Annotated in this window: 25 protein-coding genes; 7 read left to right on the forward strand and 18 right to left on the reverse strand. The window is 38.5% G+C overall.

The features are described 5' to 3' along the window. The 7 genes from QMD71_03565 to QMD71_03595 all read left to right on the forward strand — a co-directional run. On the forward strand, positions 1–1,447 hold a 1,447-nt coding region (locus QMD71_03565), incomplete at its 5' end, for a T9SS type A sorting domain-containing protein (protein ID MDI6839924.1). 268 nt (positions 1,448–1,715) lie between these two features. Then, positions 1,716–2,495, forward strand: a complete 780-nt coding sequence (locus QMD71_03570) for a DUF2520 domain-containing protein (GenBank protein ID MDI6839925.1) — start codon at positions 1,716–1,718, stop codon at positions 2,493–2,495. A gap of 32 nt (positions 2,496–2,527) precedes the next feature. Continuing rightward, positions 2,528–4,588, forward strand: a complete 2,061-nt coding sequence (gene recG, locus QMD71_03575) for an ATP-dependent DNA helicase RecG (protein ID MDI6839926.1) — start codon at positions 2,528–2,530, stop codon at positions 4,586–4,588. 42 nt (positions 4,589–4,630) lie between these two features. Further along, positions 4,631–5,380 carry an OB-fold nucleic acid binding domain-containing protein gene (locus QMD71_03580; protein ID MDI6839927.1) on the forward strand — a complete coding sequence of 250 codons (750 nt, stop codon included), beginning with the start codon at positions 4,631–4,633 and terminating at the stop codon, positions 5,378–5,380. Continuing rightward, a complete protein-coding gene (locus QMD71_03585; protein ID MDI6839928.1) occupies positions 5,311–5,859 on the forward strand; it encodes a hypothetical protein in 549 nt (182 codons plus the stop codon). Before QMD71_03580 ends, QMD71_03585 begins: the two co-directional genes overlap by 70 nt. Continuing rightward, entirely contained in the window at positions 5,856–7,148 is a 1,293-nt protein-coding gene (locus tag QMD71_03590) for a tripartite tricarboxylate transporter permease (protein ID MDI6839929.1), read from the forward strand. The genes QMD71_03585 and QMD71_03590 overlap by 4 nt, the downstream gene beginning before the upstream one ends. Next, on the forward strand, positions 7,145–8,110 hold the full coding sequence (locus tag QMD71_03595) for a metal-dependent hydrolase (GenBank protein MDI6839930.1): 966 nt from the start codon (positions 7,145–7,147) through the stop codon (positions 8,108–8,110). Before QMD71_03590 ends, QMD71_03595 begins: the two co-directional genes overlap by 4 nt. Positions 8,111–8,151: 41 nt before the next feature. Here the strand turns inward: QMD71_03595 and QMD71_03600 are convergent, their stop codons facing one another. The 18 genes from QMD71_03600 to QMD71_03685 form a co-directional block, all read right to left on the reverse strand. After that, the gene (locus tag QMD71_03600) at positions 8,152–10,125 is read right to left on the reverse strand and encodes a sodium-translocating pyrophosphatase (protein MDI6839931.1); all 1,974 of its coding nucleotides are present in this window, start codon (positions 10,123–10,125) and stop codon (positions 8,152–8,154) included. A 5-nt stretch (positions 10,126–10,130) separates the two neighbouring features. Then, complete coding sequence (gene pth, locus QMD71_03605) at positions 10,131–10,697, reverse strand: aminoacyl-tRNA hydrolase (GenBank protein ID MDI6839932.1); 567 nt, start codon at positions 10,695–10,697, stop codon at positions 10,131–10,133. A gap of 35 nt (positions 10,698–10,732) precedes the next feature. Beyond that, positions 10,733–12,271 (reverse strand): YifB family Mg chelatase-like AAA ATPase, encoded by a 1,539-nt coding sequence (locus QMD71_03610; protein MDI6839933.1) that lies wholly within the window; start codon positions 12,269–12,271, stop codon positions 10,733–10,735. Between the two features lie 180 nt (positions 12,272–12,451). Then, positions 12,452–12,628 carry a hypothetical protein gene (locus QMD71_03615; GenBank protein ID MDI6839934.1) on the reverse strand — a complete coding sequence of 59 codons (177 nt, stop codon included), beginning with the start codon at positions 12,626–12,628 and terminating at the stop codon, positions 12,452–12,454. Positions 12,629–12,632: 4 nt separating this feature from the next. Further along, on the reverse strand, positions 12,633–13,010 hold the full coding sequence (locus QMD71_03620; GenBank protein MDI6839935.1) for a YraN family protein: 378 nt from the start codon (positions 13,008–13,010) through the stop codon (positions 12,633–12,635). A 33-nt stretch (positions 13,011–13,043) separates the two neighbouring features. Then, complete coding sequence (gene rplS / locus QMD71_03625) at positions 13,044–13,358, reverse strand: 50S ribosomal protein L19 (GenBank protein ID MDI6839936.1); 315 nt, start codon at positions 13,356–13,358, stop codon at positions 13,044–13,046. Continuing rightward, positions 13,346–13,981, reverse strand: a complete 636-nt coding sequence (trmD, locus tag QMD71_03630) for a tRNA (guanosine(37)-N1)-methyltransferase TrmD (GenBank protein ID MDI6839937.1) — start codon at positions 13,979–13,981, stop codon at positions 13,346–13,348. Before trmD ends, rplS begins: the two co-directional genes overlap by 13 nt. Beyond that, positions 13,981–14,211: a KH domain-containing protein gene (locus tag QMD71_03635; GenBank protein MDI6839938.1), complete on the reverse strand. Its 231-nt coding sequence runs from the start codon at positions 14,209–14,211 to the stop codon at positions 13,981–13,983. Before QMD71_03635 ends, trmD begins: the two co-directional genes overlap by 1 nt. Continuing rightward, positions 14,195–14,446, reverse strand: coding sequence for a 30S ribosomal protein S16 (gene rpsP, locus QMD71_03640; protein MDI6839939.1), 252 nt, complete (start codon positions 14,444–14,446; stop codon positions 14,195–14,197). The genes QMD71_03635 and rpsP overlap by 17 nt, the downstream gene beginning before the upstream one ends. A gap of 111 nt (positions 14,447–14,557) precedes the next feature. After that, positions 14,558–15,790 (reverse strand): secretin N-terminal domain-containing protein, encoded by a 1,233-nt coding sequence (locus tag QMD71_03645; GenBank protein ID MDI6839940.1) that lies wholly within the window; start codon positions 15,788–15,790, stop codon positions 14,558–14,560. An 8-nt stretch (positions 15,791–15,798) separates the two neighbouring features. Continuing rightward, entirely contained in the window at positions 15,799–16,542 is a 744-nt protein-coding gene (locus tag QMD71_03650) for an AMIN domain-containing protein (GenBank protein ID MDI6839941.1), read from the reverse strand. Positions 16,543–16,551: 9 nt separating this feature from the next. Then, positions 16,552–17,091: a type 4a pilus biogenesis protein PilO gene (gene pilO / locus QMD71_03655; GenBank protein ID MDI6839942.1), complete on the reverse strand. Its 540-nt coding sequence runs from the start codon at positions 17,089–17,091 to the stop codon at positions 16,552–16,554. Between the two features lie 4 nt (positions 17,092–17,095). Then, on the reverse strand, positions 17,096–17,584 hold the full coding sequence (locus tag QMD71_03660) for a hypothetical protein (GenBank protein ID MDI6839943.1): 489 nt from the start codon (positions 17,582–17,584) through the stop codon (positions 17,096–17,098). Between the two features lie 42 nt (positions 17,585–17,626). Beyond that, positions 17,627–19,570 (reverse strand): invasin domain 3-containing protein, encoded by a 1,944-nt coding sequence (locus QMD71_03665; protein ID MDI6839944.1) that lies wholly within the window; start codon positions 19,568–19,570, stop codon positions 17,627–17,629. 32 nt (positions 19,571–19,602) lie between these two features. Continuing rightward, entirely contained in the window at positions 19,603–20,379 is a 777-nt protein-coding gene (locus QMD71_03670) for a T9SS type A sorting domain-containing protein (GenBank protein MDI6839945.1), read from the reverse strand. A 185-nt stretch (positions 20,380–20,564) separates the two neighbouring features. After that, positions 20,565–22,226 carry a type IV pilus assembly protein PilM gene (pilM, locus tag QMD71_03675; GenBank protein ID MDI6839946.1) on the reverse strand — a complete coding sequence of 554 codons (1,662 nt, stop codon included), beginning with the start codon at positions 22,224–22,226 and terminating at the stop codon, positions 20,565–20,567. Next, complete coding sequence (locus QMD71_03680; protein ID MDI6839947.1) at positions 22,223–23,437, reverse strand: DnaA/Hda family protein; 1,215 nt, start codon at positions 23,435–23,437, stop codon at positions 22,223–22,225. Before QMD71_03680 ends, pilM begins: the two co-directional genes overlap by 4 nt. Before the next feature lies 1 nt (position 23,438). After that, complete coding sequence (locus QMD71_03685; GenBank protein MDI6839948.1) at positions 23,439–24,494, reverse strand: tetratricopeptide repeat protein; 1,056 nt, start codon at positions 24,492–24,494, stop codon at positions 23,439–23,441. Positions 24,495–24,979: the final 485 nt, after the last annotated feature.

A 24,979-nucleotide genomic window follows, 5' to 3' on the forward strand; every position in this document is an offset into this window, starting at 1 on the left:
GATACCAGGACAGCCTCTTCATACAGTTATCTCTTACTATATAAAAGCAAAAGATTTATCTGGATATATAAAGACAACACCAAAGTATACATTTAGAGTAGCACCGACTCACGAATTCTACACCATTATTTGTGAGGCTTATAATACATTTATAACTACTAAGGATGAAATTGTGACCGCTAAGCCATGTACACTCAATTATAATAATTGGGATAAAGAAATAAGCTTCACTATTAAAGCAGAAAGCCCACTTGGGTGGAGTGAGGTCATAGTCCCATGGGATTTACTGCATGGAAGCCAAGCACTTGGTAGACTCACAGTAAAAGTTGATGGTGGTGTTCCAGACTCTTTAAGTATAGAAGAATTCCCATGTCACTATACCAAGCTATATTTCACTTATGAGGAAGGTGAGCATTCCGTCAATATTTGGGCACCTATACGTGTTGGAGATATATATGAAGATGGAAAGATTGATGGTCTGGATATAACTACTGCATGCAGGCTCTTTGGTAATACACCCGAATTGGCAGCGGCATTAGGGTTAAAGTGGGTTCCACGTGCTGATATAGATAAAAATAAGAAAATAGACGGAAGGGACATAACCTTTATATGTAGGTATTTTGGCGCTGGGAAATTATTAGACAATGCTATAATTCCAGAAATACCCACTCTTCTGAACTCTAAATCCAATGTGCCAAAAGGAGTAATAATGTCAGTTAAGCCCGAAACTATTTGTGCTGAGCAGGAAGGAATAGCAGTGGGTGATAGTTTTAAAGATTCAATTTGTGTGAGTGGTATAACTAATGAACACCCTCTTTATTCATATGAAGTTCTTATAACTTTTGACACTACGGTGTTAGAAGTACATCCTAATAATGTTAAAGAGGGTCCTTTCCTATCGAGCGTAGGTCCTACTACGTGGGCATGTGCTGAGGACCCTTTTGGAATTAAAAATGCGATAGCCTTTACAGCTACTTTAATAGGAGAGTCATCCGGAGCAACAGGTAGTGGAACTCTTGCCTATATCACATGGAAAGTGGTTGGTGCGCATGATTCACCAATAGAAATATCAAACCCTGATACATGGCTTTTGGATACTGGTATGGTTGCTATACCATTTGATACAGTAGATGGCTATTTTAAGTGGAGTTCTGCAGGAGTAGAGGAAGTTTCTATGGGCAAAATAAATGAGCTATTATTACAGAGCTATCCAAATCCATTTGGTCTATCAACAGTTATCAATTACCAATTGCCATCTGCTAATAGAGTATCGCTTAGGATTTATGATATTTCAGGCCGATTGATAGAAACGCTGGTTGATGAGGCTAAAAAAGCAGGGTGCTACTCTGCTACTTGGGATACAAAAGTGGTAAACAATGGCATATATTTCTGCAGATTAGAGTGTGCGGGTAAAGTACTCACACAGAAGTTAGTGTTAGTGAAGTAAAGCCAACTTATAAAGGCAGGCATTAGGAGTCCAAAGTCTCTATTGTCTGCCTTTTTTATTAAAACTCCAATAAATTTGTAGTTCTTCCATGGTATGGGGTGAAACCAATAGATTGGTTTTTATTTTTCCATAATTCAATAAAGCAGAGGGTAAACCAGGGATAGATTAGTTTAAGGTATAAATATAAAATATGAAAAATAAATTGACATTTTGTCAATATACGATATTATTGATACTAAATCCACCTCAGGTGGATTTGGAATGAGTTATGAGGACAGGTATAGTTGGGCCTGGGAGAGTGGGTACTGCATTAGGGGGAGCATTTAAGCGTGCAGGCTATGAGATTGTGGGAGTTGTGTCAAGAAATAGGAAGGATGCTACCAAATGTATGCGTATTACTCAATGCAACTATTGGTCGGATAATCCCAAAGATATTGTTAAGATTTCCGACCTCATACTTATTGCAGTCCCGGATTCCTCAATTGAAGCTATCACTCGTAAAATTAGACCTATCCTAACACCTGAAGCTATCCTTGTCCATACTTCAGGAACACTGCCAGCTAGCATTTTAGGTGCAAAGCACAGTGTCTCAATACATCCAATAGCATCATTTGCAGGAGATGAGCTTCCTAAGAATACCTATTTTGGGATTGACGGTGATGTTGAAATTGGTAAAAAACTTGTACGCTCAATTGGGGGTATACCAATTGTAATCTCATCGGACAATAAGTCACTTTATCATGCAGCACTCAATTTTGGTGCCTCCTATGTTTTGACTCTCCTTAATACAGGGAGCGAAGTACTTAGAATTAGCGGTATCAAAAATTCTGAACCGATAATTTTATCTCTTGCAAGCACTACATTACGAAATGCGAAGAGATTTGGAATAAAGAAATCGCTAACAGGCCCAATTGAAAGGGGGAATACCACAGTAATCAAGGATGAATTCAGAGCACTTAAGGAGATGGCTCCCGAGGTCTTAGAAATCTACAGGATACTTGCTAAAGAAGTAAAGAAGTTAGTTAAAAACACGAGATTGCTTCGCTAACACTCGCAATGACATTTATAGAGATTTGAGAGATGAAGTATTCAGTTGATACTCCTGTCCAGTATCTGAAAGGGGTAGGTCCTAGGATGGCTATTTTATTTAAGAAGCTTGGAATAGAGAAAACAGAGGACCTATTAACCCTCATCCCTCGTGGATATGTTAGGAAATCTTTTATAAAGGATTTAAGATTAGGTGAAGATGCATGTGTTTTGGGCAGGATTATTGAGACAGGTAATAGAATTACGAGTAAGGGTAAGATTTTTATCGTTCGTGTATCTGATGGTACGGGGGTGCTCAGCTGCTGCTTTTTCAACTATTCTCCTAAAGCAACTTCTAAGTTTAAATGGAACGAACTGATTAAAGTTGAGGGTCAAGTCTCTTTATTTGGACAAGGTCTTCAATTTGTGAACCCAAGAGTTAGTTTTTCTACAACTGATGAGTCCAAATTTTTGCCTATTTACCCACTTACACAAGGAATGACTCACACATATATAAGGAAAATAGTAAAGGAGGCACTGATTAACAATGTGTATATACCCGAGACGCTTCCATCTTATATTCTTGAGCAACATAACTTCCTATCAAGAGAATCTACTATCCGTAACTTGCATTTTCCAGCTGAACTTGGACTTGCTAAATCTGCACACGAAAGATTAAAATTTGAAGAACTATTCTGGCTTCAAATTTTGCTTGCACTGCGTAAAAAACGGCTGCAAACCAATGGAATAAAATTTAAAAAAGGGAGTGTACTTGCTAGGAAATTTTTTGACCTATTGACTACTGAAAATCCTAATTTTAAACTTACCAATGCACAGCGTCGAGTATGCTGGGAGATACTTAGTGATGATATGGAGAGTAGTTATCGGATGAACCGTCTACTTCAAGGTGATGTAGGGTCTGGTAAGACAATCATTGCTATTCTTGCAATGTTAAAGGCAGTTGAATCTGGCTATCAAGCTGTCCTTATGGCACCAACTGAGATACTTGCTGAGCAGCACTATTTTTGCCTTAAAGAGTACTTGCCAAAAATTGGCGTTAATATTAGACTATTAATTGGTAGTCAGTCACAGATTGATAAGAGGAAGTTGCAAGAAGAGCTTAAGAATGGTGAAGCCCAGGTAATTGTAGGCACACATGCTTTGATTGAAGAGCCAATTAAATTCAAGAAGCTTGGCTTTGTTGTGATTGATGAACAGCACAAGTTTGGAGTTATGCAACGTACAAAGCTAATCAAAAAGGGAAAGTCGCCCGATGTCCTTGTGATGACTGCCACTCCCATACCGAGGTCACTCTCGCTTACAATTTATGGTGACCTTGATATATCTGTGATTGATGAACTGCCACCAGGCAGGAAACCAATTATCACAAGGTGGGTAACTGATGACAAAATTGACGAAGTTTGGTCATTTATTAAACAGGAACTCAATAAAGGAAGACAGTGTTATATTGTTTATCCAATTATTGACGAATCTGAGAAACTTGACCTAAAAGCAGCTCAAGAGTGTTATGAAAAACTGAAGGTGAGTGTCTTCAAACATTACGAAATTGGTCTATTGCACGGAAGGCTGAAGAGTGAAGAAAAAGAACGAGTGATGAGCGACTTTAGAGCTGGCAAGTTAAGTGTTCTGGTAGCAACACCAGTGATTGAAGTTGGTATTGATATTCCAAACGCTACCTGCATGGTTATTGAGCATGCGGAGCGGTTTGGGATTGCCCAACTGCATCAGCTACGTGGTAGGATTGGTAGGGGGGCAGAGCAGTCTTACTGTATCATTGTATCACCAAGAGGAATATCTGATACAGCAAAAGAGAGGCTTAAAACTATTGAGTTTGAGAATGATGGATTCAAACTTGCTGAAAAAGACCTTGAACTTAGGGGACCAGGTGAATTTCTTGGTATCCAACAGCATGGACTGCCAGAGATTAGGTTTGCTAATTCTATCTATAATACACAGCTACTTTTGCAAACAAGGGAGCTTGCATTTAAAATTATAAAAGAGGACCCTGAATTACAGAGTCCAGAGAATCGTGTATTGGCTGAGACAATAAGGCGGAGTTATCAGGACAAACTTAAATTCTTGGAGGCTGGTTAAAAAAATAGCTACAGAATGACACAGAAAGACAAAAACAGCACTATGAATGCTAAACAGCCTCTTTTTCTTTTAATAAAGGGGGGTGAGTGTCCATCTTGTGGTAAATATATTGGATCAATAGAAATTTGCAATTATTGTGGGGCACATATAAAGAAGAGGTTATCACTTAAGTTGATCAAATATACTGCACTTTCAGTAGCTGTGCTTGGTGTTATCTGCCTTTATTTAGTAGCAAAAGTTATAGAAATTACAACAATAGAAATAAAAAACATTACCCCAAGTATGAACTTTGCAACTGTGGGTATCAAAGGTATAGTATCAGGTGAACCCCACACTGGTGAAAGATATCTTTCATTTCCTGTATCAGATGAGACAGGTGAACTATTTGTAAGAGCTTATGGAGCTGTAGCTGAAGACATATTTCCGACACCAGAACTTGGTGATTCGGTGTATGTTGCAGGCTCTATCCAAATTAAAGAAGATGAGCCAAGCCTTATTATCAGTGCATCTGATAGAGTATGGGTACACTCAAAAATAGCAATTACTCCAATTGATGAAATATCGTGGAGTAAAGTTGGGCAAATAGTCAGGCTAAGTGGTAGGGTTAAGTCCTATAGTAAAGTGAAGGGAGGTCTCATTATTTTGGTTGCTGACCAAACTGGTGAAATAAAAGTAGTAAACTGGGGTGAAAAGCCTACTATCTGGCCTGGAAGGGGGATAGAATGCGTAGGAATAGTGAAAATTTACAGAGAGGAAATAGAAGTGGTGGCAAGGAGGATAAAGTTCCAGTAAAAGTATGGGTGGAGGAAACAGCTCCATTTATTTTGTTGACCTCAGTAATAAACCGACCAGGGATAGGGGCTGAGATTTGTGGAATCCTTGCCTCAAAGAACATAAATGTTGAATCATTTATGGGATTTAGTGCTCCCGGAAAAGAAAGGATTGATATACTTATAGAAGTGAGTAAAGATGACTTACCTACAGCAAGTTATCTTTTAGGTGGAATTGCTAAAGATGTACAAGCCAGAGGTTTACTTTATCCTGGTCTTTATGTTGAGGAGCTTGCTACTGTGGTTCTCCGTGGTCCGGGACTCAATAAACGACCGGGAATTATTTCAAAGATTTTGGAGCTATTTTCTAGGCACAATGTAAATGTTTGGTCACTAATCACTACAAAAGCAGGAGAAGAGGCTGAGGTAAGAATCTGGATTGAGCAACGATTTCTGTCCGATTATCCGGAGGCATTGGATGAGATTAAAAATATAGTGTGACCATTATCATCTTTGTTCTTATTGGTGTTCTTACATCATCACTATTTTCATTAATTCCGGCACTTCACATCTATAACATTATAGCCTTCTTGACTATTTCTACCTTCATTGACCCCTTATGGCTTACTTCTATTATGCTTGGTATGATTATTGGGTTTTCTATTGTAAATACTATCCCTTCTATATTTCTGGGTGCACCTGATGAGTCAGCTGCATTCCTTGTTCTCCCAGGACATAGGTATATGTTGCAGGGGAGAGGACATGAAGCCTGCCTGCTCTCAGGGATTGGTAGTTTGCTTGCCATTTTTGCTATTATTCCACTCATTCCCCTACTTATAAAGGTTGTCCCTTTATTAAGGGTTATCTTATACAAGAACAGTGGCTGGGTTATTGGTGCAGTTATAGTTTATGTACTAATCTCCGAGTGGCCCAAAGGAGGGGACAGAGGAAGACCCGGATATAAATTTATTGATGCATGGAAGTCGCTCGGTGCAGGTATACTTACTTTTTGCCTATCAGGGTTTATTGGTATGATATTATTTTATAAACCGATAACACCTGTTGAGCGTGGATTTCAAAATTTGATGCCCGCATTTATAGGTCTATTTGCTATTCCATGGGTGACTATGAACATTTTATTGGGAAGAGACATACCTACTCAGAACATAGTGAAATCTATGGATGTTAAGCCATCCCATTTATTACAGTCCTTGTTTTCAGGTATGTTTGGCGGTCTTTTTGCTGCAATAGTGCCGGGGGTGACAGGTGGAGTTGGTGGCTTACTCGCCGGGCATGCCACTGCTCAAAGAGATGATAGGATTTTCATTATCTCACAAGGGGTATCAAAGACCACTTATTATGTAGGTGCATTTATGTTGTTTTTAGTCCCGGGACTCAGTATGAGAAGGGGTGGGCTTGCATGGATGGCAAGTATAAGATACACGCCTTCAAGATGGTGTGACTTTTACCACTTAATAGCTGGCTGCTTACTTGGGGCAATTCTTGCATTCTTCTTGCTTGACTATTTTGCAAAAAGAATTGCAAGTCTTATTGATAAATATACCTACAAAAGAATATCATGGGCAGGTCTTATAACAATAATTGCATTAGTTCTTGTAATGACAGGTCCAATGGGGTTAATAATTGCAGGAGTGAGTACGGGTATAGGATTAATACCAATCCTATTTAATTCAAGGAGACTAAATTGTTTAGGAGTCATATTAGTACCAATTTGCTTGAATCTTACCGGTATTGGACCAAGTTTTGCAAAATTCTTAGGCTTGATATGAAAGGGTTAACTCATTTTTTAGTTGGTATTGCGGGTGCAACTTTCTTTAAAAAGGTACTCGGACTTACGATTGATGATAACTCGCTTATATTACTACTTGGTGGTCTCTATGGGATACTCCCTGATACCATTGACTTTAAGTTTACAAAGTTCTTTAATAAATTTGATTGTGAGATTGACCTCGACCCTGATAACCCGAGCAAAGTAGCCAAAATCATTGCATCTGCAATTGATAATACTGATAGTGGGATGGCAAAACAAGTAAAACTGCATACCCTTAGACTTGGTATAGATTTGTGGCAACAGTATGAGGTTGAATTTGACCATGAGCAAAGTGAAGTTAAAGTGAGAGTTGGCCCTAAGGTTACGACATCAGGAGCTGCTGTCTGGACTCCAAAGTCTCCAAAGGAAGGTGTAGCCCAGTTTAGCACAAAACTTTCTCCCAATATTTATAAACGTACAACTGTAAACATTTTTGATGGTCCATCATTTAAATTTAAGCAAAGTAAACATGGGGTTGAAGTAATTTTTCTACCATGGCACCGCAGGTGGAGTCACTCAATAACAGTTGGACTATTACTCTCTTTATTTACTCTCCCATTTGGCTTAATTTACTGGGCAATTTCATTTCTTAGCTTTTTCTTGCATATCCTTGTGGATATGCTCGGTGTTATGGGCACAAATCTATGGTTCCCATTCACTAAGTGCCGTATCAGTGGACTTGGGTTGTTCCATTCATCTAACTCATTTGCAAACTTTGGTTTTATATGGGTATCAGCATTTTTTATAATCTATAATATCAATCGATTTGCCTATCATTTTCAAATATTCCAAGGACTCACTGTTATTGGAATTGGGCTTTTACTTCCTATTGGAGTAATAATAACACTTTACATCCTAACAAAAGGAAAAACAAACGAAGATATTGAGAAAGAAGAAGAGCTAAAAGAGCCCCAAATGTAGGGCAAACCTTTAGGTTTGCAAAATTGTCTTTAGTCCTGCAATTAAATGAGGAAAGGAGCGAGGACAAGCGAAATGACAGCCATCAACTTTATCAAGATATTTATACAAGGTCCCATTGCATCTTTCATTGGGTCACCCACTGTATCTCCTATCACTGCAGCCTTGTGTGCGTCTGAACCCTTACCGCCAAAATTACCTTCCTCTATATACTTTTTAGCATTATCAAGAGCTGCCCCAGTATTTGCTGTCTGAATCCCAACTTGTAGACCGACAACGAGTGCCCCAATTAATACTCCTGCAAGTGCCACTTTACCAAGACAAAAGCCAACTCCTACAGGCACAATAATTGCTATAATCCCAGGAATTGTTATATACTTGAGTGCTCCACTCGCTGCTATATCAACACACTTAGAAGATTCAGGGGTAGCAGTCCCTTCCATTAACCCATTTATTTCACGAAATTGACGTCTCACTTCCTCTATGATTTTAAATGCTACTTTTGAGACTCCTGATGCTACGAGTGATGAGAATAAATAAGGTATTATACCTCCAATGAGTAAACCCACAATAAACCATACAGTTTGATAAGGCTCCTTAAATGATATGAGTATCTCTTGCTTAACTGTGGCAAGATAAGCTATAATAAGGCCAAGTGCTGCAAGAGCAGCGCTCCCAATTGCAAACCCTTTACCAATAGCTGCAGTTGTGTTTCCACAAGCATCAAGCTTATCTGTAATTTTCCTAACTTCTGGTCCAAGTCCAGCCATCACTGCAATTCCACCTGCATTATCTGCGACAGGCCCATATGAATCAACAGCTAAAGTAATCCCAAGTATAGAGAGCATTCCCAATCCTGCAAGTGCAACCCCATATAATCCACCATATAAGAATGCAATAAGAGTGGCAGCTGCAATAATAACTCCAGGTATAAGTGTACTTCCCATACCTAGTGCAATTCCAGAAACTACAGTGACAGCCGGTCCTGTTATTGAGGCTTTTGCCAATTCCCTTGTAGGCTTGAACCTTGATGATGTATAAAACTCAGATACCCATCCAATTACAAGTCCTGCAAATAAGCCAGCAATCACTGCCCAGAACAATCCAAATGAAAGATTAGTTTTCCTTATTATAATTACTGAGCCTATAACCATAAGACAAGCGCCAACATAAACGCCTGCATTCAATGCTTGGTGTGGTTCTTTTGTCCTTATGGTACGGACTACCATCACTCCTATTATTGATGAAATTATACCCCACGTTGCAAGATATAGAGGTAAGAATACTGGGCTACTCCCAATCCCTGCAATAGCCACTCCTATTGTAATTGTTGCAATTATAGATTCAACATATGATTCAAGTAGGTCTGCTCCTAGTCCTGCAATATCACCTACATTATCGCCAACGTTATCTGCTATAACAGCTGGATTTCTTGGGTCATCTTCAGGGATTCCACGCTCTACCTTGCCTACGAGGTCTGCCCCCATATCTGCACCTTTTGTAAAGATGCCACCACCCGCACGAGCAAATAGGGCAAGTAATGAGGCTCCCATGGCATAGCTATTTATATCTACTGGATTACCCTTAAATACAATATATATTATACAGAGTCCGAGCAACGCTATACCAACTACACATAGCCCGGTAGCTGCTCCTCCTGTAAATGATATTGCAAGTGCTGGTTTAAGGCCAATTTTTGCCGCTTCTGTAGTTCTTGCATTTCCACGTGTTGCAATTGACATAGCAAGATAACCTGCAATTGCTGAAGCCACCGCCCCTACTACAAATGAGACTGCAACCTCCCAGCGACGCACCACAATGAAGCCAATAGCTATAACACATACAATAGGACCAACCCAAATATACTCACGTTTCAAAAAAGTCCTTGCCCCCTCTTGTATCCACTTTGATAGCTGCTTCATTTGTGGGGTTCCTTCAGGTTGTCTAAAAGCAAGCCAAACAAGGATAGCAACAGTTACGAGACTCGCAATACTCACTATAATGGGAATCCAAATCATATAAATCAATCTTTATTACAAATTTCCATTGCTCGGTTAATGCCTTCTTTTATAAACACTTGGATAGAGAGAATTACTTTCTCAATTGTAGCCTCTAATAACTTGAGTTCACTGCTTTTAAATTTTGATAGAACAAAATCAACCGAACTACCAGTGACCGGACCTATCCCGATTCTAAGTCTTGGGAAGTCTTCTGACTCTAAGTGGTAAATTATGGATTTAAGTCCATTATGACCACCACTTGACCCATTAGGTTTAAGCCTTGTCTTCCCAATAGGAAGTGAGAAATCGTCAAGCACTACAAGAAAATCGGAGAGAGAGAGTCCAAATCTTATTACTACTTCACGAGCAACCATACCACACTCATTTACAAAAGAGAGCGGTTTTATAAGAACATATGGATTCCCATCACTATCTCCTTTGCCACATAGCCATCCCGCACATAACTTATGGGCGGGATTCATTTTAATGCGATACAAGGAGCTAATTCTATCTATAATCTGGAACCCAACATTATGCCTTGTCAACTTGTATTCTTGCCCCGGATTACCTATCCCAAAAATAGTCTTCATTTTCAGCCTTAAAACTCAATAAACTCAATGAAATATTATCTCAGCCAATATTTACGGTCAAGTGTCCGGTATTGGATGGCTTCAGAAATGTGCTCAGGCTTTATATTAGAGGAGCACTCTAAATCTGCTATTGTACGGCTTACCTTAAGTATACGGCTGTAAGCTCTTGCAGATAGGCCAAATTTCTCAATTGCAAGCTTTAATAACTCTTGTGATGAGTTATCAATTTCACAATACCTCCTTAAATCTTTTTGTGATAATTGGGCATTACAGTAGAGGGCTTTCCTACCCTTATACCTCTCAAGCTGAATCTCCCTTGCTCTGTTTACCCTTTTTCTTATTTCTTTTGATTCTTCACCTAACTCTTTACTTGCAAGCTCTTGGTAAGGAAGAGATGGAACTTCTACATGAATATCTATTCGGTCAAGTAATGGACCTGAAATTTTTGACACATACCGCTGTATCATTGCAGGTGTACAGGTACAGTTGTGATACAAATCGCTAAAATAGCCACACGGACATGGATTCATAGCAGCTACAAGCATAACTCTTGAAGGGAATGTCAACCTCATAGCTACCCTTGATATTGTTACTTCTTCATCCTCCATTGGTTGTCTCATTACTTCAAGTGTTCTCTTATTAAACTCTGGTAACTCATCAAGAAATAGGACTCCATTATGAGCAAGTGATATTTCACCAGGTTTCGGATAAGTTCCACCTCCAATTAAGCCAGCATCTGAAACAGTATGATGTGGAAGCCTAAACGGTCTTATAGCCACAATACCCTTACCTGGCGGGATAAGCCCAGCTACTGAATGTATTTTAGTAGTCTCAAGAGCTTCGTCAAGAGTGAGTTCTGGAAGTATTGTCGGTATTCTACGGGCAAGCATCGTCTTACCAGCACCAGGTGGACCTATCATTAAAACATTGTGTCCACCTGCAGCTGATACTTCAAGTGCACGCTTCGCACCCTCTTGACCTCGTACATCAGAGAAATCTACATCGTATTGTGATTCTTTTTTAAATAATTCGTTTACACTAACCTTATAGGGCTGAATTTCGAGTTCATGTGTCATAAAATTAACTACCTCTTTAAGACTTTTAGCAGGATAAACCTCAAGTTCATCCACTATTGCAGCCTCATTCTTGTTAGTATCTGGAACTATTATCTTGTTAAATCCAAGCTTACGTGCCGCAATAGCTATTGGAAGAATACCTCTTACACCTCTAAGGTCGCCACTTAAAGAGAGCTCACCAAGGATAATAAAGTTATAAAAGCTATCCTTTGGAACTACAGATTGGGCAGCTAAAATTCCAAGTGCAATTGGGAGGTCAAAACTTGAGCCCTCTTTTTTTATATCAGCTGGTGCAAGATTGACAGTAATACGACGAATAGGAAAATTGAACCCCGAATTCCTTATAGCACTCTCTATACGGTCTTTAGATTCCTTCACTGCTGAGTCCGGGAGCCCAACTGTTGAGTAAGAAGGGATACCGCGTGATATATCTACTTCAGCTTCAACAAGGTAAGCATTGATGCCGATAACTGCAGAAGAGTGCACCTTGGCAATCATTTATCTTAAATATACATACAAAAATTCAACCTGTCAATTTTTTTCAGCAGTAGACTTGATAGGGAAGTGGAAATACTGGAGATAGGTAAATGTGAGATTTACGCAACTACTATACAGGTAGCAGTAGAACCTACACCATCTATTTCATGTATCTTTTCAGCTACTGTCTCTCCAAGTTCTTCAAACGGTGAGAAATGCTACTACATCATAAACTCCTATAACCATGTGAGCTTCTTTTATATTGGGAACATCTTTTACCTTTACTAAAACATCTGCAACTTTTCCAGCATTCGCTTTTATAAAGACATAAGCTGATATACTCATTTTCAGCCTTATTTTGTCCACTGGACACTTCATATACTCAATGGCTGCTATTTTCTCTAAATGCATTTTCAATATGTTCAATTTTGTCTCCCTGTCCACAGGATCCTTTGGAAATCCCAATAATATCAAATCTCGTTTCACATCTGCCTAAAAGGCCACGAGAGTAAAGGTATTGACGCGCCACTTTTATAATCTTATTTGCTTTATCAGGATTAACTGCCTCAATATGGGTACCAAATTCGTTACTACTCCTTATCTTCACTTCTACAAACACAACAACACCCATCTTCTCGCATATAATATCAACCTCATTCTTACCAAATCTGTAGTTCCTCTCAAGAATTACATAACCACGATTTTTTAAATAATCTACAGCCATAGTCTCACCTGCTATCCCAAAGTTACGTCTATTCATCCCGTTTCCTCCCGTTTCCTTTTGGAACAGGATTCATTCCTTTTCTCTAAGATAAAAGAGTTTAGCTCTCCTACATTTACCTTTCTTTACAGATACAAGCTTTACAATGTTAGGTGAATGCAAAGGAAATATACGCTCTACACCACACCCATCTACTACCTTTCTAACTGTAAATGTCTCATTTAAACCATAGCCTTTCCTTGCTATCACTATGCCCTCAAATCTTTGAGTACGAACTTTATCGCCTTCCTTAATTTTTATATGTAGCCTAACTGTGTCACCAGGTCTGAAATCTTGTCCATCGGATCCCGCGGAAATTGGTTTACCTTTTTCATCTATTGAGTCCATTTATTCCTTCTTTCAATTCGCCAGCGTCTTATTTTTTCATGGTCCCCTGAGAGTAAAACCTCTGGCACCTTTAGACCATCAAATTCTCTCGGTCTTGTATATAACGGGCCATCCAAAAAACCAAGTGAATCAGAATTAACGGATTCTGGATTCTTCAAAACCCCCGGGATGAGCCTAACTATGGACTCAACAATTACCATACAAGCAAACTCACCACCACTAAGAATGTAATTACCTATAGAAAGTTCAATGTCAACAATGGTATGAACACGCTCATCTACACCTTGATATCTACCACATATAAATACAAGATGGGACTCGTGTGCTAATTTTTGAGCCATATTTTGGGTATACAATTCGCCTCCGGGGGAAAGGAGAACGACCTTAGTATCACTGTTCTTAACAGACTTTACACCTCTAAAGATAGGCTCCGGTTTAAGAATCATCCCTGGTCCACCTCCATATGGGTAGTCGTCTACTTTACGATGCGGGTCGCTGCTAAAATTGCGAAGATTCCATATCCGAATGTTAACAAGCCCCCTCTCTTTAGCAATTTGAATTACTCCATAAGAGAAAGGGCTATCAAACATTTGTGGAAAAATAGTAAAGATATCAACTATCATCACTCAAGTATCTCAAGTACTGCACGCTTACCTATTTTCATAGAAGCTGCAGTTAACACTGTTCGCATTGCCCTCGCTGTCTTACCTTCCTTGCCAATAACTTTGCCAAGATCTGACTTGTCTACTCTAAGTTCGTAAACAATGGTGCGTTCCCCATCTATCTCTGTAACCTTAACCTTCTCAGGCGTGTCTACAAGACTCTTAGCCATAAGTTCAATCAACTCTTTCATTTGTAACCTCCTCTTTCCTTTTCATTAATTCAGCCACTGCATCTGTGGGCTTAGCCCCTTTCTTTATCCAATCCCTTGTTTTACCAAGGTCGAGCTTTAACTCCTTCCCCCGAGGGTCATACCAACCTAAACACTCTATGTACTTACCATCTCTTGGAGTTCTTGAGTCTGTGACAACTATTCTATAAAATGGTGAACCCCGTTTTCCCATACGAAAAAGCCTTATCTTAACCATTTTGTTAAAATTTAACCTAATATTTTAAAATGTCAAGCATAAAATGTAATATATAGAGGTGAGTCGTAGTAAACCATTTACAAATATTGATTAACTGTCAGCTGAGACGGTTTATTTCTTCTCTACCGGGATAATATGGGGAGTAACAAAGACAAGAAGCTCTGATTTTGACTGTGTTTTACTTTTTGATTTAAACAATCTACCAATAAGTGGTATACTTGAGATAATAGGGACACCCCTTATTACTTCACCTGTCTTTTCTCTAACTATACCACCAATCACAACAGTCTGGCCATCGTTTACCATTAGACTTGTATTTGCTTCACTTGAAAGGATAATAACACCACCAGCTACTGTGGCTTCAGATGAAAGATCTGATACCTCTGGATGTAAATCCAATACAACTTGGTTTTCCGGATTTATATGAGGTTTAACTGTAAGTTTCAGTGCTACATCATAAAATTGTATAATCTGATTACCTGCTCTATCGAGCGTAATTATAGGAATTTTTTTACCCGATAAAATCATCGCCTCCTCATTATCTATAACTGCAACTTTTGGTTGTGAAAGTATACGCGCCTTATCCTTAGATTCAAGCATTAATAGTTTAGCTTCAAGATTAACACCAGATAATAGGGTGCCAAAAATAATATCGCTTACACCAGTTATAGGAGCAGTTACTCCACCCTCTACATGAGTTTCAACTGTTGGCTCTGTAAACTTTGCACGCCACTCAATTCCGAGTTCCCGTGCTGCCTTATAGTCAACTTCAACTATTTTTGCTTCAATCATAACTTGAGGAGTAGGTGTATCAATTTTATCCACAAATCTTTCTATATTGCTTACAGTAGTTGGGATGTCACAAATAATTAACGAATTTGTACGCTCATCTACTTTGCTCTTTCCACGCTCTGTCAGCATAGGAGAGATAGCATTTTCTATACTGCTCGCCTTTGCATACTTTATTCTTAAAATCTTCGTCTCAAGTGGTATAATACGCTTCTGCTCCTCACTCTCCTCCATTGTTATAACCCCTATTATCCCCTTTTGCTCAACTGCCGTAAGACCATGAACCTGTAAAACTGTCTGAAATGCCTGTTCCCATGGAACATCTTCTAGTCTAAGGGTAACCCTACCGCTCACCTTTTCAGAAGCTACAATGTTTACTTTGCCGAGCTCTGCAAAAGTGCGTAAAACTGTCCTTACATCTGCATTTTCAAATGATAACGAAATAAGACGCTCCCTCTCCTGCTGTGCAAGTGATAAAGTAGAAACAATAAGACCAAGCATGAGAATGCATATTATAATAGATTTAAAAGAAAGTGCTCCTCCATATCTTTTCATTACCCCTCCTATTTCTTTTCTTCTATTGGCAGTAATTTAAGTGTAATCCTCTTTATACCACCAAAACTGCGTATAGCAAAAGTTACTTTGTTCTTATTTATAAGTTCAACCTTACCGTCACTCACTGGGTCGCCTTCACGGAGTATGTATCCCTTACCTGTTTGGTCCTGTGCCAACGCATACTTGTCTTTTGGACTCCACATTATACCTACAATTGTTGCCTTGCTAACATCAAGGAGGGTCTCGGCAACAGCAGGGATGCCAAGCCATGGCTTAAATGGGTCCCTTTTACCTCGTGAATGGTAGAAAAAGGGCTCAGGAAGTATAGCTATCTTTTTCTTCTCAGCAACGCTTATACCTAAATTAACTATTACACCTTCATCAGTCCGAGATATTGAATATTTAGATTCTTTATCAAGGTCAATTACCACTCTTGTAACAGGGATAAGTACTCGTCTAAATTGACTCGACCTGATAGACAGAATAGGCGAGATATTTACCTTTATTTTAGGTGATAAATAAGAAATAGCATTCTCAAAGTCTATTACTATCCTTTCAGGATTATGGAGGATAAAATCTATATACTTAAAGACATTGGTAAATATAAAAACCTTCAACTCACCGTTAGTGGTGACCTGAATCTTCTTTACCTCACCACTGTAAAGTAATGAGCTAACAAACAATAACAAAATTGTAACAATCCTAAATACCTGCCTCGCTGAGTCAAGGCGGGCATGTTTTTTATTTTTCATCTTGATGTCTCACCTTCCTTTTTTTGTTACACTGTATGCTGTGGCGATAAACTCTGCTTCTAATGTTTTATCTGGTTTACCGGAAGACATAAGTCTAATTTTATCCACATTTACAAGCCTTTGTAAACCAGCTACCCTTGATAAAAAATTACCAAGCTCATGATACCCTGCGCTCACTTTTATTTGAATTGGGTTCTCGTTGTAAAACTCACGTGGGACTGGAGTTAATGGTTTAAATAGGATGAAACTAACATTGCTTAGTCTACCGGCTTCAGCCATACCACGAAGTAATCCAGGCATCTCTTTTTCTTCAGGTAAATACTCTTCAAATATCTCCCATTGAGAAGATAATGAATCAAAAGCCACTTTCACACTCTTATACCTCTCTATTAAATTCTTTGATCTCTCAAGTGCTTTAGACACTTGCGCATACTTTTGGTTAAGCTCACGTATTTGTGCAGCTCTTGGTCTAAATAAAACAGTGAAAAATGCAAAAAATATTACAACCACTAAAACACACGCAAATAAAATGCGACGCGGTCTCGTCATTTACCTACTCCCCTGCAAACCACATAAGTGCTATAGGCCATAATCTGAATTCTTTACCTCTTGCAAGAGTTATACCGCCTCCATAGTCGTAGTATTTTCCACCTTTATACACACAAAGTACCCTAACATCAGCATAATAAACATACTCATAACTACTACCACATTGTGTATGTCCTAAATACACAGGTATACTAAATAGACCTGTTGAATCAGTGTACCCTATAATATCTGGCCCCCTATAAGGAATAGCAGATGCGATGTCAGGTTCAACAAAGACTTGTACACTCTCAACTGGGTTATAAAAATCCCATTTTGTGTATTCCCATACTGAATCTACAAACACAGAGTCTGTTGGTACTGCATATTCGTATATATAGGCAGATACAACTGCATTATCTGTATCCAGTGGCTTCTGTTCGCATCCAGTAATAAGTAGTAAACTTAGAAGTAAGAGTACCCCTATACAATAAGGAATTAAGTATTTAATATTCATATTTCCTCCATTGTAGGGACACGCCATGGCGTGTCCATGTAATTAATAAATCTCACCATAGACTGCCGCGCTGGCATTGCCATTATCACTTGTTACATCAACTAATATTTTTGACCTCCTTAAGTTTACTGTATCAGGCTCATCATCCCAAAGCGAGAAACTAAATTGAGTCCAAGCCGGGGACTGGGTATCAGGAATCTTAACATCTATGTCACCCCTCAGCTCACCCGCTGTAGCACTTACTTGTATAGCTGTGCCTCCAGTTAGTGGATTACCATTTATATCTCGCAATGTATATATGAAACTTGCATTCCCAGCATTTGGGATGTTGAAGCTATCTGGCAAAAGTTTAAGCATAGTATCATGTGACCAAAGAACTCTTACAGAATCCTTAATAGTACTACCATTCCCATCTATTGTCCAGCCATAAACATAAAATAGACCAGTTAATGGCCAAGGTGCACATGAGATAAGGGTATTGGATGTGATGCCATTTGAGGTAACACCTGAACCTGGCTGAATTATACCACACTGTGTAGTAAACCAGACTATGGTATTGTCCGGTACAGGGTTACCGTATTGGTCACCAACATAGGCTGTAATTATATCTTCAACTCCAGCATACCATAGTGCATAAAGATTGCGTTTCTCAGTTGCAAGCGAAAAATGTTCCTGAACTGGTGGACCACCAAGTATGACTATCCTGACCGGACTTGATGAGATACTTGTCCCTTGTACACTAGCTACGATTCTAACTGGACCAGAAATTGTGCCACTGTTAAGATGAGTAGTAACTAAAGCCAGGCTCTCAGTAGATGCAGAAGTAGGCCAAAGATATTCACCACCACCCGGACCACCTACAATTGCGAAATCAACTGTCTTTATGCCACTAACTGGGTTGCCTTCACGGTCCCTAACCTGAAAAATAATAGTGGAAGTCTCATTAGAGCCAGTCCCATGTACATAGATTGATGTGTAATCAATCCAATAGACAACAACACTGGCTGGTACTGTATCACCTACTACTGTAAAGGTAAGAAGAACACTATCCTTCACAATAGGACTATACCAAGCTTTAACTATAGCTACACCCGGTACGGCACTACTCGTTAAGACTGCAAATGCATTACCAACAGAATCGGTACTATCCACTGGTGTTATTGTGCCCAAATTAGTTGAAAAATTAATTACAAAACCGGGTGCCGGATTATTATTCGTATACCTAAGATTTGCAGTTATAATTGAAGTACTGATTCCATCTGCTGGAATACTTGAAGGCTCTGCTGTCATAGAGTATATATATAAATCGGTATCACTCACTGTAAACTCCACTTGAATACTATCCCTTACTGTTTGACTATACCAAGCCTTAACAAAGGCTGTACCTGGGGTAGTTCCACTTGTCAAGATTGCAAAGGCGTTACCAGTAGAATCAGTAGTGTCTATCTGTGTTATCGTACCTAAATCAGTTGAAAAATTGATTACAAAGCCGGGTGCCGGATTATTATTAGCCTGGTATTTGACATTTGCAGTTATAGTTGATGTGTAACTACCGCCTGCTGGAATACTTGGAGGGTCAGCTGTTAAGGAATATATGTATACCTCACCAGTTATAGAAGTAAATTGAACATAAATTGACTTAAGTTTGTTACCACAAGAGGCATCTACTCTTGCCATACCAGCAATCGTACCACTGGTAAGAGTAGCAGTAGCTACTCCATTAGAGTCAGTTGTATCAGGAGTAGTTATTTTCCCTAAACTTGTAATAAACTTAACTTCTAACCCATCAGCTGGTCTACCATCCGAATATTTAACTGTTGCAGTTATTATTGAACTACTTGCCCCATCTGCAGGTATGCTATCAGGCTCTGCTACAAGAGACAAAATATTTATGACAGGAGCTGGCGCCACTGTTGGTGGCTTCTTCTCGCACCCTACAAAAGTTATAATAAGAGCACAAAGACTAAAAAACCATTTCCGTAACATAATACCCCCTATTCTTATGCATAAATTTTACATCATCTTATCATAATCAATTTCTTTGTCACTGTGTAATAGCCTGCTTCAAACTTTGCAAAATAAATGCCAGCCGGATAGTCTTTAGCGTTCCATTTTACTGTATAATACCCTAGCTCTTTTTCTCCATTGACCAGTGTCTCCACTAACCTACCACTTGCATCGTAAATCTTCAAATTTACTATTCCCTTTTTAGGTAGGGCAAATCTAATTTTAGCTTCTGAACCAAATGGATTGGGATAGCTCTGATAAAGAGTAAACGATACTGGGAACTCAATAGAATTTTTCCCTTCCGAAAGTCTCTGGGTGGTAGAAAAGATAATAGGTAATCCTACGTTGCCACTGTATACAGCTATGCTATCTTTTCTCATATCAATAGTATCTGCAAGCGTGACTGTGCCAAAAGTAGGCAAATCTTCTGGACTCCAAAAAAGTGAGTCAATAACACTATGAACTATCACCAGTTCCCAAAGAATAAATGTATCTATGGAAGATCTAACATCTATATCCATACTATAAGGTAGGTTAACGGTATCCTCTATAGAATAAAAGTAAGCATCAAATTCACCAGGTGGCGCAGGAGGATGAATTACATCCAAACCTTGGTCATAGAGGTCAGTTCCATTTGGATCAGTTGCAAAAGTAAGAATGTATGAGATACTATCTCCTTTTATAGTCACAGACACCGCCCAAGTAAATGGGAATACAGCGCTCGGCGCTAACAGACAAGACATCAAAACTGAGCAAACTCCAAACCCAATTCTAAATAAAACTTTCATGTAAGTCTCCTCGTTATTCCAATTATAATTAACCCTTAAATTTTTATTTTCCTCATCTATTTTTATTGCACTCCTTTGGTCATCACTCTAGGGCTCTACCCAGATTCTCACTCATGGATTGATTGTAAGTGTCACACCCTCACCCCTTGGTTTCCTTTTAGCTATCATCTTTTCTGCCCCTATTCTTATTCTTTAAATCTTGCCTTTATCTCAAACTCTATTGTCTCAATACCTGAAATTTCGCCCCTCTGTGTATAAGATAGGTTGACATCGCTAAAATTGGGCACTTGTTCAAGTCTTTGCATGAATTCAGATACTGCAAAGTTTGAAGTTGTAATTCCACGAATTAAAATGTTAATCCCAAAAGTATCTACAGACTCCTCATTTAAAGCTACAAGCCAAGTGTATCGTGGTAGTAAACGGTTTAACTCGTCTAATAATTTAATTCTCGCATACCTGTGTTTACTTAAGTCTTGTACAACTTTTATCTTGGTTGATAACTCATTTTCTTTACTTATTAAACTACGCACTAAATCTGCTTTATCTGTCATTGATGCCTGCTGTAGCTCCATATCCTTAATTTCGCCTTCAATCCTATTCTGTTTTTTTACTATACCAAATCCTATAAGACTGAGAATTACTAAAGCAACAATAGAGCTGTAAAATGGGAGTCCTGTATCAATTGCCTCTATAATTTTATTCCTTTCTTTTATTCTTTCCTCAAATGGTAAAAGGTTAACTCCAAGGGTCTCAAGTTTTGATATAGCTAAGCCAATGGCAATATCAAAAGTATGAGGAGATTTAGGTGGTTCAGTGGCACATTCTATCAACTTTAATGGATTGCCAATCTCGCAGTGAGTATTAAACTTTTCAGCAAAAGCTTCCTTTATTCCGGGAATGTCAGCCCCGCCTCCCCCTAAGATAACTCCGCTCCGCTCTGGAATCTCGGGTAGTATCCGTTCCGCCCTACTTAATAACCTTTTTAAAGTGCTACTTATTGCCTTAGAGACATCCTTTGGTTTTACATCTTTAATTTCCTCACCATGGAGGACACGTGCTGCTTCAGCATAACTAATTCCACATACTCTCTGAATTTCCTCAGTAAAAGAACGAACACCAATAGGAATATCATCGTCAAAGAAATAGCCCCTATTCTTAACGATTGTCATCAATGTATGTTCAAACCCAATATTGACCAAAAGGAAGGCACCCTCATCTTTTATATAGTCATTCACTTGATAAACGGACTGAAGTGCAAATGGAGCTATATCAATATTATATGGTAAAAGTTCAGTATCTTTTATAACATCTATTAGGGGATAAAGGACCTCATTTTTTGCACCTGTAAGTACAAATTCGAGGCGTTCTTTCTCTTCCTTTAATTTCTTATAATCAGTAACAACTTCTTTAAGGTCAAAGGGAATATTTTCTTTGATAAGCTTTTGAACTAAAGTTGGAACTTCTCTACGTTTAGTGAATTTGGTCTCAAGTCTTTTAAGAATAACATCCTTGCCGGATACGATGAGTGAGATTTTTGTCTCTTTAAGGTCGCTACTCTTAACTAAGTTTCTTATGTTTTCAATAAGGGTTTCGCGGTCCATAAACTCACGGTCTACAATTACACCAAATGGTAATTCTACTACTCCATATTTTTCAAGTAAATAACCCTTTTGAGTTTTCTTCACTTGAGCAAGTTTTATATAACGTGTCCCAATATCTAATCCAACGCATACCCGCCTGGGAGTTAAAGGCCTCTTCAAGAATCCGAATGCTGACCTAAACTTGGATGTAAACACTCCCGCCTTGACTCGGCGAGGCAGGCCTAATTTAGGTAATTCCAATCTCATTCTGTATATGGTTTTAAAACTAATCTCCGTTGTAATATTTTTTCAACTACCTCTTTTGTGATTGGTTCTTTTTCATATCTTGAAAATGCTATAACCTCTTTTAAGACTCCCTCAAGCTCTCTCACATTAGTAGTTACCCTTTCAGCTATTAGAGACAGTATCTCGTTAGGTACTTTTGCACCTTTAGCTTTAAATTTTAGTATAGCAACACGAGTCTCGAGGTCTGGTGCCTCTATCTCTGCTATTAAGCCACCCTCAAACCTTGACCTAAGACGCTGTGAAAGTGTTGAAAGCTCCTTTGGGGGGCGATCGGAAGTCACAACTATTTGCTTAGAGTTTTGAAAAAGTTCATTAAATATATGAAAGAACTGTTGCTGCGCAACCTCATCACCAGCAATAAGTCCAATATCGTCTATTAGCAGTATATCAATTGCTTTATATTGGTCTTTAAATTCATCCATCCTCTTTGACTCAATTGCAGCTCTGAGTTCTTCTACAAATCTATCAGATGAGTAAAATAGAACCTTTCTTGATTGCTGTCTTTCAATCATATAATTCCATATAGAAACTAAAAGATGGGTCTTACCCAATCCTATATCTGAATATATAAAAAATGGATTGCTGTCATCTGAATAAGTTCTTGCAACTGATAAAGCTACAGAATAAGCAAAGTCATTGCACTTACCTGTTACAAAGTTTTCAAAAGTGTATTTCTTAAGAAGCGAAGGAATTGGAGGAGCCATCTTTGATATCAGAGTAGCTTTGTGCATCTCTTCTTCTGGTAAACTTGGTCCATAATACTTTGTAAGGGCGCTCTCAATGTCGCTCTTCTTTGCTACAAAAGGAAAAACATCAAGATAAACTGATTTGCGTAAATTTGACATAGCTTCCCTATCCAATGGATTCGTCATCACTACAGCTAATGAAGTGTCTGATTGTCTCACTGGTATAATAAAAAAACGCTTCGCAATCCAAGATGGGACAAGCTTCATTGCCTCAGGGCTCATCTTTAACTCGTTCAAATCAAGTATATGATAGTGAAACTTACGTGAAAGTAACGTAATTAAACTCTCCTCAGTAAAATAACCGAGTCTTACTAAATTCTCTTCCGTATCACCACCCTCTTTCCACTGACGACTTATAGCCTCATCAAGTTGTTCACGTGTTATAATTCCAAGTTCAAGTAATGTGCCTATAAAAGACTCTGCCATCTCACATCTGCCTTAATTTACTTAACCTATCCTTAACATCTTTGTATGAAATGTTATAAAGATAGACTTCCTCAAATGCATGTAGCGCATTATCATGGTCTCCAAGTGACTCGTAAGCCCTTCCAAGTCCATACTGAAGCTCAATGTAATTCTTTGAAGTCTTACCCCCTTCTTCAATTGCCTGCTTAAATGCATTTACAGCAAGCTTGGCTTCACCTTTTTCCAAAAAGCAATAACCAAGCTCACATAAAGCCTTTTGCCGAAAGGAGTCAATAGTTGAGGCAAGTTGAAGCTCCCTTACAGATGCATCGTAAAAACCGAGCGCCCTGTATTCAATTCCTAATTTATAATGGTCTATTTGCTCAAGTTTTGAAAAATCGCTTGCTTTAATTTCATTTATTGCATGTAATAAAAACTGTACTTCTTTCTCATCTATCACTTGACGTGAGGGTTCAGCAATTGGAGTCTCACGCTCTGGCTTAATTTTAGTTTCCCTTATAAGTTCTGGCTTTTTAACTACCACTTTTGGCTCTGCAGGAAGAAGACCAAAAATTTTATCTAACTCCTCTTCTCTTTGGTTTATTTCTGTATAAAGGCTTTTAAGCTTTGACTTAAGAGACTCATCATCTGCAAGCAAAGCGATAAGTTTTTTATATTTTTCTGGTTTCTTTTTAACTTCCTTTCTGTGTTTTGATAGCTTCGCATAACTTGTAAGTGAATCTATAGATTCGGTTAGTAAACCAACTTCTGCATAAAGCCTTGCTAAATCAAAGTAAACTTCAGTTGTGTTAAGACCAAGCCTTAATATCTTCTTACAAACTGCTATCCCATTTTCGTACAATCCGTCATTCTCGTAAAGCTCAACTGCACGAAGATACTCAGAGATAGCACTATTTGAGTCTTCCATCTTTACATACACATCCCCAATAAGGTTATAGATATTTGGGTCATCACCTTTGGCATCGAGTATCTCCCTATATAGAGAGATTGCCTTCTCCCATTCACACCTTGAAATATAAGCACGTGCCTCACGTTCGACTTGAATTCTATCAAGCATTTATATATAGGGTATATGATTTATAACCAAAAATAACTCTTTTAGAAATAAATGTCAAGAATATAATATAAAAAAGTGTGAAAAAATGATGCCCTACTTTCTGAAATGTGATATTATACAAAAGGGCGGAACCCGACAAGAAACGAAAAGAAGACATCATGAATAATTATACACCAGGGGGTGGATTTGCACAAGAAATTTTTTAACTTTCTCTGCCCGGATAACAACAGAAATAGAAATAGAAGAAAAACGGGCGCTACCTGAAAAAGTAGAACACATAGAACGCTGATTTTACTTGCTTTGTTGAATAGATATTTTTGGCACCTTTAATTTTCAACCTCTGACTTGGTTTTAGACAATTTTGACCTTGTCATTCTGAACAAAGTGAAGAATCTCATAAATCGGTGTCAATCAAGGTGTTGCAAGTTTTGTAAAGCGAATTATTCAATAAAGCAAATTTTACTTGACTTATTACTATTGACGAT

This window comes from bacterium (genome assembly GCA_030018315.1).
Taxonomy (GTDB): Bacteria; Hydrothermota; UBA3073; order JACQXS01; family JAGMCI01; genus JASEGA01.